11 protein-coding genes are annotated in these 12,778 nt (G+C 71.0%); 4 read left to right on the top strand and 7 right to left on the bottom strand.

The window, feature by feature from the left end; genetic code table 11:
* Positions 1-960 (bottom strand): 16S rRNA (cytidine(1402)-2'-O)-methyltransferase, encoded by a 960-nt coding sequence (gene rsmI / locus MKK54_RS10545; RefSeq protein ID WP_244010744.1) that lies wholly within the window; start codon positions 958-960, stop codon positions 1-3.
* 122 nt (positions 961-1,082) lie between these two features.
* Here rsmI and MKK54_RS10540 point away from each other — a divergent pair, with 122 nt between their 5' ends.
* Complete coding sequence (locus MKK54_RS10540) at positions 1,083-2,321, top strand: penicillin-binding protein activator (RefSeq protein ID WP_244010743.1); 1,239 nt, start codon at positions 1,083-1,085, stop codon at positions 2,319-2,321.
* Here MKK54_RS10540 and hemW read toward each other — a convergent pair whose 3' ends face one another.
* From hemW to MKK54_RS10520, 4 genes are all read right to left on the bottom strand, one after another.
* Positions 2,322-3,500: a radical SAM family heme chaperone HemW gene (gene hemW, locus MKK54_RS10535; protein ID WP_244010742.1), complete on the bottom strand. Its 1,179-nt coding sequence runs from the start codon at positions 3,498-3,500 to the stop codon at positions 2,322-2,324.
* Between the two features lie 75 nt (positions 3,501-3,575).
* Complete coding sequence (gene rdgB, locus MKK54_RS10530) at positions 3,576-4,208, bottom strand: RdgB/HAM1 family non-canonical purine NTP pyrophosphatase (RefSeq protein ID WP_244010741.1); 633 nt, start codon at positions 4,206-4,208, stop codon at positions 3,576-3,578.
* On the bottom strand, positions 4,205-4,921 hold the full coding sequence (rph, locus tag MKK54_RS10525; RefSeq protein ID WP_244010740.1) for a ribonuclease PH: 717 nt from the start codon (positions 4,919-4,921) through the stop codon (positions 4,205-4,207). The genes rdgB and rph overlap by 4 nt, the downstream gene beginning before the upstream one ends.
* Before the next feature lie 245 nt (positions 4,922-5,166).
* Entirely contained in the window at positions 5,167-5,493 is a 327-nt protein-coding gene (locus MKK54_RS10520) for a hypothetical protein (RefSeq protein WP_244010739.1), read from the bottom strand.
* Positions 5,494-5,891: 398 nt separating this feature from the next.
* On the opposite strand from MKK54_RS10520, the gene hrcA reads away from it, so the two are divergent.
* Positions 5,892-6,947, top strand: coding sequence for a heat-inducible transcriptional repressor HrcA (gene hrcA / locus MKK54_RS10515; protein ID WP_244010811.1), 1,056 nt, complete (start codon positions 5,892-5,894; stop codon positions 6,945-6,947).
* A gap of 59 nt (positions 6,948-7,006) precedes the next feature.
* Here the strand turns inward: hrcA and MKK54_RS10510 are convergent, their stop codons facing one another.
* Entirely contained in the window at positions 7,007-7,912 is a 906-nt protein-coding gene (locus tag MKK54_RS10510) for a DUF1236 domain-containing protein (RefSeq protein ID WP_244010738.1), read from the bottom strand.
* Between the two features lie 305 nt (positions 7,913-8,217).
* Here MKK54_RS10510 and MKK54_RS10505 point away from each other — a divergent pair, with 305 nt between their 5' ends.
* Entirely contained in the window at positions 8,218-9,576 is a 1,359-nt protein-coding gene (locus tag MKK54_RS10505; protein ID WP_244010737.1) for an MFS family transporter, read from the top strand.
* A gap of 257 nt (positions 9,577-9,833) precedes the next feature.
* Positions 9,834-10,634 (top strand): YfdX family protein, encoded by an 801-nt coding sequence (locus MKK54_RS10500; protein WP_244010736.1) that lies wholly within the window; start codon positions 9,834-9,836, stop codon positions 10,632-10,634.
* Positions 10,635-10,743: 109 nt separating this feature from the next.
* Here MKK54_RS10500 and MKK54_RS10495 read toward each other — a convergent pair whose 3' ends face one another.
* Positions 10,744-12,588, bottom strand: coding sequence for a chloride channel protein (locus tag MKK54_RS10495; RefSeq protein ID WP_244010735.1), 1,845 nt, complete (start codon positions 12,586-12,588; stop codon positions 10,744-10,746).
* Between the last annotated feature and the right edge of the window lie 190 nt (positions 12,589-12,778).

Below are 12,778 nucleotides of genomic sequence, written 5' to 3'. Positions count from 1 at the left end.
TCAGGCCTCGTCACGCCGCGCCAGCGCCAGCGCGCGGGCGTAGACGGCCCGGCGCGGCTGCCCGGTCTCCTCGGCGACGAGCGTGGCCGCGTCCTTGATCGAGTGCCGGGCGAGCGCGGCGGTGAGCGCCGCGTCGATCCCCGCATCGGTCTCGGCCTCCGCCGGAGCCTCGTCGTGCGTGCCGATGATCACCACGACCTCGCCCTTCGGCGCCCCCTCCTCCGCGAAGGTTGCCGCGAGGCTGCCGAGGGTGCCCCGGCGGATCGTCTCGTAGAGCTTGGTCAGTTCCCGCGCCACGGCCGCCGGGCGCGGCGCGCCCAGGACGTCCGCCGCATCGACCAGCATCTCCGGCAGGCGGTGCGGGGATTCGAACAGCACCAGGGTGCCGGGGATCCGGCCGAGAATCTCGAGCCGGTTGCGGCGGGCCCCGGACTTCGCCGGTAGGAAGCCCTCGAAGAAGAACCGGTCGGTGGGCAGGCCCGCCGCCACGATGGCGGTCATCACCGCCGAGGGGCCGGGGATCGGTGTGATCAACAGCCCGGCCTCGATGGCGGCCTGGACCAGCTTGAAGCCCGGATCGGAGACGAGCGGCGTGCCCGCATCCGAAACCAGGGCGAGAGCCTCGCCGGCCTGCATGCGGGCGATCATCCGCTCGCGCACCGCCGCGTTCGAGTGCTCGTGATAGGCCACCAGCGGCGTGGTGATCCCGTAATGCATCAGGAGCGTGCGGGTGACGCGGGTGTCCTCGGCCAGCACCGCGTCGGCGGCGGCGAGCGTGGCCAGCGCCCGGAACGAGACGTCCTTGAGGTTGCCGATCGGGGTCGCCACCACGTGCAGGCCCGGATCGATCGCCTCGGCCTCGGCGGCGAGCCCGAAGGCGGTGAAGGTCGAGGGCGGCTTCGCGCTCAGGCCCGCCGCGTCCCGGCGGCGGCGGGCCCGATGGTCGATGTTCTGCGTCATAGGGGCGACCTTGCCACGCGGCGCGCCTTGGCGGAATGCGCCGGCTCGCATGGGCTCACATTTACTTTTGGTCCCTAGACTTTAAGCCTGGGTCGTCGGCCGGCGACGGGGGGATCCATCCGATGACAAGCGCGACGCGGCGACGACCCGGATCGTTCGGACTGGCGGGCCTCCTGCTCGGTGCGGCCCTGGCGGGAACGCTCGGGGCCTGCGTCGGCGGCCCGGATGGCGGCGCGCGGGTGGAGCGGCGCGCAGCACCCGTCCAGCAGGCGGAGGCGCCCGCACCCGATGCGCCGCTGGCCGCCGCGGGAAGCCGGATCGGCACCGGATCGGTCAAGGTCGCGCTCGTCGTGCCGCTCACCGGACCCGGCTCGGCCGTGGGCACGGCGATGCGCAACGCCGCTGAGCTCGCGATCGAGGATTTCCAGAAGCCGGACCTGCAGATCGTGGTGAAGGACGACCGCGGATCGCCGGACGGCGCGCGCGAGGCCGCGCAGGCGGCGCTGGCGGACGGGGCCGAACTCGTGCTCGGTCCGCTCTTCGCCGCCAACGTCCAGGCGGCCTCCACGGTCGTGCGCGCGGCCGGCAAACCGCTGATCGCGTTCTCGACCGATTCGGGGGTCGCCGCGCGCGGCACCTACCTCCTCAGCTTCCTGCCGCAGGCGGAGGTCGACCGGGTGGTGGACGAGGCCGTAGCGGGCGGGCGCAAGTCCTTCGCGGCGATGATTCCCGAGACGAGCTACGGCAACGCCGTCGAGGCGCAGTTCCGCGAGGCGGTGGCCCGCAAGGGCGCGCGGCTCGTGGCCATCGAGCGCTATCCGGCCGGCAACCCGGCCCCCGCCATCGGCCGCCTCTCCGGGCTGATCACCGGACCCGGCGCCCAGGCCGACGCCCTGTTCCTGCCGGATACGCCGGACGGCCTCGGCACGGTCGCGGCGGCGCTGACCAAGGCGGGCTTCTCGCCCGCCCGCGTGCGGCCGATCGGGACGGCGATCTGGAACGACCCGCGCGTCTTCGCTCAGCCGGCGCTCCAGGGCGGCTGGTACGCCGCGCCGGATGTCGCCGGCTTCAACGGCTTCGCGCAGCGCTATCAGGCCCGCTTCGGGGCCGCGCCGCCGCGCGTCGCGACGCTGGCCTACGACGCCGTCTCGCTGATGGCGGCCCTGTCGCGGCAATACGGATCGCAGCGCTTCGCCGACACGACGCTGACCAATCCGTCCGGCTTCTTCGGCATCGACGGGACTTTCCGCTTCCGGCCCGACGGGCCGAGCGACCGCGCTTTGGCGATCTTCGAGATCCGCTCCGGCGCGCCGGCCGTGGTCAGTCCGGCGCCCCGCACCCTCGGCCCCTCGGGCACCTGATCAGGCGGCCAGCGCCGCCACCACCGCGTTGAGGACCGGCGCCCCGGCGGGCGTCGCGGCGATGCGTCCGTTCGCCAATGTCGCGATCAGGCCGTCGCCGACGAGGTCCGCGATGCGCGCCGCGTCGAGGGCGCGGCCCTTGAGGACGGCATAGCGGGCGGGGTCGATGCCCTCGCGCAGGCGCAGGCCCATCATCAGGAACTCGTCGCCCTGGTCGGCCGGCGCCAGCGCCTCGGTCTCGACGATGCCGTGGCCGTCGCGCTCCACCCGCGCGAGCCAGGCTTCCGGCGCCCGCTCGGTGACGGTGCCGATGCGGCCCGTCTGCGTGACGAGGCGCCCATGCGCGCCGGGGCCGATTCCCGCATATTCGCCGTAGCGCCAGTAGAGCAGGTTGTGGCGGGATTCCGCGCCCGCGCGAGCGTGGTTCGAGATCTCGTAGGCCGAGAGGTTGGCCCGGTCGCAGACCTCCTGCGTCACGTCGTAGAGGATGCGCGCGGCGTCGTCGTCCGGCGGCCGCAGCTTGCCGGCGGCGGCGAGGCCGAAGAACGGCGTGCCCGGCTCGATGGTGAGCTGGTAGAGCGAGAGATGCTCGGCCGCGCGCGCGATGGCCTCCGACAATTCCGCACGCCACGCCGCCGGGTCCTGGTCCGGGCGGGCATAGATCAGGTCGAAGGAGTAGCGCTCGAAATACGTGGCCGCGACCTTGACGGCCGCCATCGCTTCCGCCGCGCTGTGGAGGCGCCCGAGTTGCCTCAGCGCGGCGTCGTCCATGGCCTGGACGCCGAGGGAGACCCGGTTGACCCCCGCCGCCCGGTAGCCGCGAAAGCGCTCCGCCTCCACGCTGGTCGGGTTGGCCTCCAGCGTGATCTCGACGTCCGGCGCGACGCTCCAGGCGCCCCCGATGGCGTCGAGCAGGCCCGCCACGGTGGCGGGCTGCATCAGGGACGGGGTTCCGCCGCCCAGGAAGACGCTCGACACGGTGCGGCCCGGCGTGCGGGCGGCCACGTGGGCGATCTCGGCCCGGAAGGCCTTCAGGAAGCGGCCCTCGTCCACGGGCGCGTGGCGCACGTGGCTGTTGAAGTCGCAATAGGGGCACTTCGAGGCGCAGAAGGGCCAATGCACGTAGACCCCGAAGCCCGCGTCGCGGGTCGGATGGTCCGGGCCTGTCGGTTCGGTCATGGCGCGCATGTGCGCGCGGTATCACGGTTTGGCAATCCCGCGCGTGTTCTCGAGCATGTTCCGTCCGCGCGAGGCTCAGGGCCGGCGCAGGCAGCTCCGTGCCAGGATCACGAAGGCGCGCGCCCGGTGCGAGAGAGCCTCGCCCGTCTCCCAGTCGACGCCGTGCTTCTCCTCCGAGGAGATCTCGCCGAAGGTGCGGTCGTGGCCGTCGGGCAGGAACATCGGGTCGTAGCCGAAGCCGGACGTCCCGCGCGGGGCGACGAGTTCGCCGAAGACGCGGCCCTCGAAGGTCTCGGTGTGGCCGTCCGGCCAGGCGATGACCAGAGCCGAGACGAAGTGCGCGCGCCGGGTGGTGGCCCCACGCTTGTCGAGTTCGGCGGCGATCCGCGCTATGGCGCCGGAAAAGTCCTTGGTCGGGCCGGCCCAGCGGGCCGAGAACAGGCCCGGCGCCCCGTCGAGGGCGTTGACGCAGAGGCCGGAATCGTCGGCGAAGGCTGGCAGTCCGGAAGCCCGCGCGGCGGCCAGCGCCTTGATGGCGGCGTTCTCGGAAAACATCGTCCCGGTCTCGTCGGGCTCGGGCAGGCCGAGTTCCCCGGCCGAGACCGCCTCGACGCCGAAGGGCGCGAGCAACTCGCGCATCTCGACGAGCTTGCCCGCGTTGTGGGTCGCGATGACGACCCGGCCCGTGAGGATGCGATGGTCGCTCATGCGCCGATGGCCTGCTTCTGGAGGGCGACGAGGCTGCGGATGCCGCCCTTGGCGAGGCCAAGCAGGGCCAGGAGTTCGTCCTCGGAGAACGGCTGGCCCTCGGCGGTGCCCTGCACCTCCACGAGGCCGCCACTGCCGGTGATGACGAAGTTGGCGTCCGTCTCGGCGCCCGAATCCTCCTCGTAGTCGAGATCGAGCACCGGACGGCCCTTGTAGATCCCGCAGGAGATCGCCGCCACGTGGTCGCGCAAGGGGTCCACGGAGATGATCGAGCGGCCGCGCATCCAGGTGAAGCAATCGTGCAGCGCCACCCAGGCGCCCGTGATCGCGGCGGTGCGGGTGCCGCCATCGGCCTGGATCACGTCGCAATCCACCGTGATCTGGCGCTCGCCGAGCGCGGCCAAGTTGGTGACGGCGCGTAAGCTGCGGCCGATCAGGCGCTGGATCTCCTGGGTCCGGCCGGAGGGCTTGCCGGAGGTCACCTCGCGCCGGGTGCGCTCGTGCGTGGCCCGCGGCAGCATGGCGTACTCGGCGGTGACCCAGCCCTTGCCGGAGCCGCGCAGCCAGCCCGGCCCGCGCTCCTCCAGGGTGGCGGTGCAGAGCACCTTCGTGTCGCCGAAGCTGACGAGGCAGGAGCCCTCGGCGTGGCGGGAGACGGCGCGCTCCAGGGTGACGTTGCGCAAGGCGTCGTTCGCGCGCTTCGAGGGCCGCATGCCGCTCTCCTTCGTGGTGGTCGGGAGCGGGCTTTACGGTTTGGGGTCCGGCCCGGCAAGGTCCCGCCGGGCGGGTGCGCCCGCGTGGCGAGGGCGCCGGGCCGCCGAAGGGGCCGCCCCGGAAGGGCGGCCCGAGGGGTCAGACCAAATCCGTTCGATCCCTTTGGGATGGCGGATTCGGGCGTCGCTCAGGCGCCGCGCGGGCTGAGCGAGATCGTCTCCGCTTCGATCAAGCGGGGACGATCTCAGTAGCGGTGGCGGCGGTGGCCGAAATGATGGCCGTGACGGTGGCCGAAGTGCCGGCCGAAATGCCGGCGGTGGTGATGGTGGCCGAAATGGTGGCCGCGATGATGGTGGTGGAAGCGACGGCCATGGTGGCGGTGATGGCGCCAATGTCCGCCGCCATACTGCACGTCGGTGATGCCGGAGGCCGGCGCGTTCGCGGCGACCTGGGCCGACGCGATCGCGGGCGCGGCCTGGGCGTCCCGCGGGGCGCCGAACAGCATCGCGCCGACGAGGGCGAGAGCCATCGCGAGGCCCTTGATCAGGCCGGATCGAGAGGGGTTCTTCATCGTGCTTGCACTCCTGTGGACGACGCGTGCTGGGGAACGACGCGGGTCGGGTGGTTCGAGCCACCGGGCGGCGGTGAAGGCACCGCGATCGCGAGGGCCTTCGCCATCGCACGATGGACCCGAGCAACGCACCGAGGCCCGGAATGGTCTCAACGAGACCCGAAACGGTCTCAAGGAGACCTGAAACGGTCTCAACGAGACCCGGAATGGTCTCGACCCGTGACGCACCGGCTTCGGACAGCGATGCGGGATGATCCGGCGTCTGAAGGCGCCTTCGTCCTCGCTCTCCCGCGCCGCGACGGTGCGGAGCATTGTCTATCGGGCGCGAGGCGGTCACAATCAAACGTCAGGAATGGATCGTGACCGAGCCCGCCCGCCCCTTTTCGACATCGCACCAGATGCAGGTTCTCGCCGCGCTGAACGAGCGCTCGCGCGAGATCTTCCGGCAGATCGTGGAGAGCTACCTCACGACCGGTGAGCCGGTCGGCTCGCGCAACCTCGCCCGCATCCTGCCGATGGCCCTGTCGCCGGCCTCGATCCGCAACGTGATGGCGGACCTCGAGCATTCCGGCCTCATCTTCGCGCCCCACGCCTCCGCCGGACGGCTGCCCACCGAGCAGGGCCTGCGCTTCTTCGTGGATGCGATGCTCGAACTCGGCGATGTCGGCCGCGAGGAGCAGGAGCGGATCGAGATGCAGATGCGGGCAGCGGCCTCCGGCCACACCTTCGATTCGGCCCTAGCCGAGGCCTCGATGTTGCTCTCGGGCATCTCGCGCGGCGCGGGCGTGGTGCTCACCCACAAGACCAACGTGCACCTCAAGCACATCGAGTTCGTGCGCCTCGACCCGAGCCGCGCCCTCGTGGTGCTCGTCTCGGACGACGGCTCGGTGGAGAACCGGCTCCTCGACCTGCCGCCGGGCCTGCCCGCGAGCGCCCTGCAGGAGGCCTCGAACTACCTCAACGCCCGGCTCCAGGGCCGGACGCTCGGCACCCTGCGGGCCGAGATCGAGTCCGGCCGGCAGGCGATGAAGCGGGAACTCGACGCGATCACCGAGCGGCTCGTCGATGCAGGCCTGGCCGTCAGCGTCGGCCCCTCGGATGCCCGGCAACTCATCGTGCGGGGCCAGGCCAACCTCCTCGACGACCTGCGGGCCGCCGAGGACCTGGAGCGCATCCGCCTGCTGTTCAACGATCTCGAGACCCAGAAGGACGTGATCGAACTCCTCTCGCGCGCCGAGGGCGGCGAGGGCGTGCGCATCTTCATCGGCTCGGAGAACAAGCTGTTCTCGCTCTCCGGCTCGTCGATGATCGCCGCACCCTTCCGCGACGGCTCGCAGAAGATCGTCGGCGTCGTCGGCGTCATCGGGCCGACGCGGCTGAACTACGCCCGCATCGTGCCGATGGTGGATTACACGGCCCGCGTCGTCTCGGGCCTCCTCGACCGCAAGCGCTGAGCGCCAACGCGAGAAGGGGCGGAGCCGAAGCCCCGCCCCCGATAGTCCCCGTCTCGGGATCAGCCGCGGATCACGTCGACGATCTCGTAGGTGTCGGGATCGACGATGACGATGTCGTCGTCCACCAGCACGTAGCGGTAATCCTCGTATTCGGGCGCGATCCGCACGATGTCCGGCGGCAGGTCGTAGAGGGTGTAGCTGCGGGCGATGGCCGTGCCGACGGTGAGCGCGAAGGCCCCCGCGGCGAGGCGCGGAATCCCCCGGCGGAAGACGCTCTGGCGGAACTCCGTGCGCTGCGGCGCGCCGAGGCGGCCATAGGCACCCCGCACGGCATCGCGCTCGCCCCGGTCGCCGCGACCGCCCCGGCCCTCGCGATCCGCCCGACCGCCTCGCTCGCCCCGGTCGTCCCGGTCCATCCGGCCGCCGCGCTCGCCTCTTCCGTCCCGATCGGCCTTGCCATCCCGATCGGCCTGACCTGCGCGATCCGGCTTGCCCTCACGGTCCGCCTTGCCGTCCCGATCCGCCTTGCCGTCCCGATCCGCCTTGCCGTCCCGATCCGCCTTGCCGTCCCGCATCGCGGGGCCGCCATCCTCGCGGCCGCCGCGCTCGCCTGCCGCCTGACCCGGCCGCTCCGCGCCGCGCGGACCCGCGCCGCCTTCCACGCCACGCGGCCCGGCGCCGCCCTCGGCCCCACGCGCTCCGGGGCCACCGGCCTCACCGCGCGCGCCGCCGCCGCCCGGGCCGGCCTCGGCACCACCGCCACCCGCTCCGCCGCGCATCCCTGCGCCGCCCGCACTGCCGCCGCCGCCGGCAGGCCCACCGGCCGCTCCGCCGCCGCCGCCGCCCGCACCCCCAGCGCCGCCCCCGGCACCCGCGCCACCACCCGGGCCGCCCTGGGCGAACACGGTCGTCGCGCCGAGGATCAGGGCCGCTGCCGTCACCGTGCTTCGGAAGAGTTTGCTCATGAGATCGTCTCCGTTCTCGTTGGGCCGGGACGCCCGCGTAACCCGCTCGGCGTCGATGCCACCCGCAACGAGCATCCTCGAAAAACCGTTCCGCGTTTTCTTGGCCTGATCTTCCGAATGCCAGGATGACGCGCTATTCACCGGTCTTGGGCAGTGAAGCGATCTTTCTTCCACAGCCACGTTTCACGGATGTCTTTCGCGCCGGTCGCAACCTGCTGTCAGCCCTTGTGAAAAGCGCCTCAGGCGGTAACGTCTCCGGGAGGCGACCCCGGAACGGCGTCGCTCACCGCACAGGGACGAGACGGATGACAGGTGGCGCCGGAACCCTCGCGCACAAGGCGGACGAGGCCGCCGACAACCGACGCCGAATCAAGGCGATCGTCGCCTCCTCGTCGGGCAACCTCGTCGAGTGGTTCGATTTCTACTGTTACGCTTTCTTCGCGCTCTACTTCGCGCCGGTGTTCTTCCCCGAGGGCGACGACACCAGCCAGCTCTTGAAATCGGCCGCCGTGTTCGCGGTGGGCTTCTTCATGCGCCCCATCGGCGGTTGGCTGTTCGGGCGCATCGCGGACCGGCTCGGCCGCAAGACCTCGATGCTGATCTCGGTGCTGATGATGTGCGCCGGCTCGCTGATGATCGCGGTCCTGCCGACCTACGCCACGGTCGGGACCCTCGCGCCGGCCCTCCTCCTCCTCGCCCGCATGATCCAGGGCCTGTCGGTGGGCGGCGAGTACGGCACCAGCGCCACCTACATGAGCGAGATCGCCGTGAAGGGCCGGCGCGGCTTCTTCGCCTCGTTCCAGTACGTCACCCTGATCGGCGGGCAGCTCCTCGCCTCCCTCGTGTTGATCGTCCTCCAGAGCTTCCTCACCGCCCAGCAGCTCACGGCCTGGGGTTGGCGCATCCCGTTCGTGATCGGCGCCATCGCGGCGGTGGTCGCCCTCTACCTGCGCTCGTCCCTCGACGAGACCGCCACCAAGGAGGACATGGCCAAGAAGGATTCCGGCACCTTCGCGGCCCTCTTCAAGCACTGGCGGGCGTTCTGCGTGGTGCTGGCCTACACCGCCGGCGGCTCGTTGAGCTTCTACACCTTCACCACCTACATGCCGAAATACCTCTTCAACACGGCGCATATCGACAAGGTCACGGCCTCGCAGATCTCCACCGCCGCGCTGTTCGTCTACATGATCATCCAGCCGTTCTTCGGCTGGCTCTCGGACCGGATCGGCCGCAAGGCCAACATGCTGCTCTACAGCGGCCTCGGAACCCTGATGGTGGTCCCGCTGATGACGGCCATCGGCAGCACCCAGAACGCCGTCCTGTCCTTCGCGCTGATCATGGTCGGGCTGATGGTCATCAGCTTCTACACGGGCATCAGCGGCATCGTGAAGGCGGAGCTGTTCCCCACCCAGGTGCGCGCCCTGGGCGTCGGCCTCTCCTACGCCATCGCCAACTCGCTGTTCGGCGGCACCGCCGAGGCGGTCGCGCTGTACCTCAAGCAGGTCGGCTCCGAGAGCACCTTCTTCTGGTACGTCACCGTCATGCTGGGCATCGCCTTCATCGGCTCGCTCATCATGCCGAACCCGAAGCGGCACGGCTATCTCGATGGCGACGGCACCGTCGAGGAGGCGCTGATGCGCAAAACCCGGCTCTCGCCGGTCTGACATCCAAGGATCCAGGGTCGGAGGTCGGGCGCGCGGCGAGGAATCGCCGCGCGCCCGACGCCGTTTCCCGCCGGTCTGGATCTGCTCCCCACCGAGGCGGGCGAATGTCAACGAACATTCGATGTCCAAAGACATACATTTGTTTAATGTGACTTCACTGCCTCTGAGGGGTATCCCTGTCTTCGAAGACATTTCGGATCTGAACGCGTTTTGAAGGAAAAACTGTCGATCACGAAGTGTTTTCAGGAGATATCGCCATGACCAAGACAAAAACACTCGTCGCGATACTTGCCACGACTTCGATGCTCGGCGGCGTGGCCTTCGCCAACGAAGGCGCGATGGCGCCTCATCCGGTGAGCGCCGCGCAGCGCGCGGCGGACCAGGATGTCGGGAAGCTCTCGAAGGACGGAGCGCAGGCGTTCCGCGACCTGCACCTCGCCCGCCTCGCCATCTACAATGCCGATCCGACCCAGGCCAAGGAGCTGATCGGCAAGGCCCAGGCGGCCTTCGCCAAGGCCAAGACCGACGATGCCGTTTACATGAAGGCCGAATCCGCCCTGAAGGGTGCGGCGGCGAAGCCGGCCGCGGCCACGGCGTCCGCCGCGACGCCCGCCCCCGCGGCAGCGGCATCCACCCCTGCAGCGGCGACATCCGCCCCCGCGACGACACCGGCGGCTCAGCCGACGGCGTGGCTGCCGGTCGACGGCCAACTCACCCTCGGTGAGGATTTCCTGGCGACGCCGGCCAAGACCTCGGCGGTCGCCGACGCCAACAAGAGCCTGGAGAAGGGCGACCGCAAGGCCGCCATCGAGAAGCTCAAACTGGCCGACGTGGACGTGAACTTCGTGCTCGCGGTCGTGCCGCTGACCCAGACCACGTCCGATGTCGATCAGGCGGCGACCCTGATCAGCCAGGGCAAGTACTACGAGGCCAACGCGGCCCTGAAGAAGGCGGAGGACGGGTTGCGCTTCGACGTCGTCGACGTCGTCGGGCTCCCGAAGGCCGCGGCGAAGGCGCCGGCATCCACCCCCGCGCAGCCGCCGAAGGCGGCGAACTGAGCCCGCGCGGCGCACTTCTCTTCCGCGCAAGTTCTTCCGAGCAAGTCCTCTCCCACGCGCGTCGTCGGTCCTTCGGGAGCGACGACGCGCGTGCCGTCGCCCGTCGGCGTCAGCCCGCCTCCCCCAGCACCGCCCGGCGCTGGCGATCCAGTTCCTCGCTGTAGCGCTTGAGCGTGTGGCTCTCGGTGAGCAGCCCGATCACCTTGCGCGAGCGCAGATCCTCCACCACCGCCAGTGCCTCGCTCTCGGTGCGGTCGAAGATGGCGGTGGCGACCTTGGCGTTCATGTCGGCGGTGAGGAGGTCGTCCGTGTGCCGAAGCAGTTCGGCGAGGCCGGGCGACTCGCCCTCCGCCTCGCGCAGGGCCGCGTGCGCTTCCGGCACCAGCACGATGCCGGCGTAGCGCTCGGCCGCGTCGACGACGACCACCCGCGAGGGGGATCCGAGCGGGTGCTTGCGCAGGAAGTTCGCGAGACTCTGGTCGAGCGACGCGGTCGGCACCTCGCGGCGCATGAGCTTGCCCACCGTGAGGCTGCGGATCCAGCCGACATCGTGCGCGCTGCGGATGCTCTCGCCCCGCAGATGGAAGCGCCAGGTCGCGAAGGAATAGCCGAAGGTCTTCCGCACCGTGAGCGAGGAGGCGATCACGGCCACGAGCACGAGGCCGGTGATCGGAAAGCTGCCGGTGAGTTCGAGGGCGAGGAAGGTCATGGTCAGCGGCCCGCCGATCACCGCCACGGCGAGTGAACTCATGCCGATCACCGCGTAGGCGAGCGGCGTCAGCCCGAAGGCGGCGATGCCGGGCAGGATCAGGGGCATGCCGGCCGCGAAGATCTCGCCCGCGATGGCCCCGAGGAACAGCGAGGCGAAGAACAGCCCGCCGCGAAACCCCGAGCCGATCGAGATCGCCGAGGCGGTCGCCTTGGCGACGAAGAGCAGGATCAGGGCGGACAGGGCCATGCCGGTGCCGTGCGCCTCGAGATGGAGGTGCAGGGCACCGTGACCGCCCGAGAGGACCTGGGGCGAGGTGCCCAGCGCCAGCGCGCCGACGCAGAGCCCGCCGATCACCGGGGCGAGCAGGGCCGGCAGGCGGCTCGCGCGAAATCCCGCCTCCACCAGGGTGACGCCGCGCATGATCAGGATGCCGAGCCCGGCGCAGACGAGGCCGAGGACGAGGCTCGGCACCGTGTCGGCGGTGGTGAGAACCGTGGTGGTGATCGCGTCGGCGCGGTCCAGGGTCACCAGGGAGGTCTGCGCCACCAGCGCGCGGGCGACGAGGCTGCCGCAGAGGGCGGCCACCACCACGGGCGTCAGGGTGGCGATGGAATAGGTGCCGATAATGAGCTCGAACGCGTAGAACGCGCCGGTCAACGGCGCTCCGAAGGCCGCCGCGATGGCCGCCGCCGCGCCGCAGCCGACGAGCGTGCGCTGGTCGGCGCGGCGCAGTTCGAAGGACAGGCCGAGGCGCGAGGCGAGGCCGGCGCAGAGCTGGGTGTAGGCAGCCTCCATGCCCACCGAGACGCCGCTGCCGTTCGAGATCATGTTCTGCACGGCGAGCACGGCCGAATCCCGGATCGACATGCGCCCGCCATGAATGGCGTTCGCCTCGATCGGGTCCACCACCGCCCGGCGCGGCCGCCGGCGCCAGCGCAGCGCCAGGGTGAAGATCGCGAGGAGCACGCCCCCGCAGGCGGGCCCGAACAGGATCGCAACCGGCGGCACGTCCGTGGCGGCGCTGAGCCGCAGGCCGGGCGGCAGGCCGTAGAGCGCCTCGCGCATCGCCTGCGTGGCCAGGTTCATCGCCGCGACCGCGACCCCGCCGCAGCACCCGACCAGGGCCGCGAGCACCACGAGACCGATCTCGCTGCCGCGCACCAGGGCGCGCAGGCGTCCCGGCGCGTGCACGAGGACCGCATCGGCGAGGAATGAGCGGGGGGACGCGCCGTGCGGTGACATGGGTTCGGAATGCTGGGTCCGTGGGGCGGCGCGGTTGCCGGAGCGGGATCTGACGGGCGAAGTCCCGGCCCTGCTTAGCGCGCGCCCGCCCGTCGCGTCGACCGCGCCGGCATCGCGCGGGTCAATCCACACTTTTGCCGGCGATCCGGCGAAGGCGGCTTGAAATGCGGCGCGGCTCGGGATAGATCGC

Source organism: Methylobacterium sp. J-068, from assembly GCF_022829445.1.
Classification (GTDB): Bacteria; Pseudomonadota; Alphaproteobacteria; order Rhizobiales; family Beijerinckiaceae; genus Methylobacterium.
The sequence above is the reverse complement of the archived record's forward strand: the minus strand, read 5'-3'. Positions and strand labels throughout refer to the sequence as shown.

Coding starts and splice junctions, on each gene's coding strand:
- rsmI (WP_244010744.1), bottom strand. CDS start 960: ATGACGCAGAACATCGACCATCGGGCCCGCCGCCGCCGGGACGCGGCG.
- MKK54_RS10540 (WP_244010743.1), top strand. CDS start 1,083: ATGACAAGCGCGACGCGGCGACGACCCGGATCGTTCGGACTGGCGGGC.
- hemW (WP_244010742.1), bottom strand. CDS start 3,500: ATGACCGAACCGACAGGCCCGGACCATCCGACCCGCGACGCGGGCTTC.
- rdgB (WP_244010741.1), bottom strand. CDS start 4,208: ATGAGCGACCATCGCATCCTCACGGGCCGGGTCGTCATCGCGACCCAC.
- rph (WP_244010740.1), bottom strand. CDS start 4,921: ATGCGGCCCTCGAAGCGCGCGAACGACGCCTTGCGCAACGTCACCCTG.
- MKK54_RS10520 (WP_244010739.1), bottom strand. CDS start 5,493: ATGAAGAACCCCTCTCGATCCGGCCTGATCAAGGGCCTCGCGATGGCT.
- hrcA (WP_244010811.1), top strand. CDS start 5,892: ATGCAGGTTCTCGCCGCGCTGAACGAGCGCTCGCGCGAGATCTTCCGG.
- MKK54_RS10510 (WP_244010738.1), bottom strand. CDS start 7,912: ATGAGCAAACTCTTCCGAAGCACGGTGACGGCAGCGGCCCTGATCCTC.
- MKK54_RS10505 (WP_244010737.1), top strand. CDS start 8,218: ATGACAGGTGGCGCCGGAACCCTCGCGCACAAGGCGGACGAGGCCGCC.
- MKK54_RS10500 (WP_244010736.1), top strand. CDS start 9,834: ATGACCAAGACAAAAACACTCGTCGCGATACTTGCCACGACTTCGATG.
- MKK54_RS10495 (WP_244010735.1), bottom strand. CDS start 12,588: ATGTCACCGCACGGCGCGTCCCCCCGCTCATTCCTCGCCGATGCGGTC.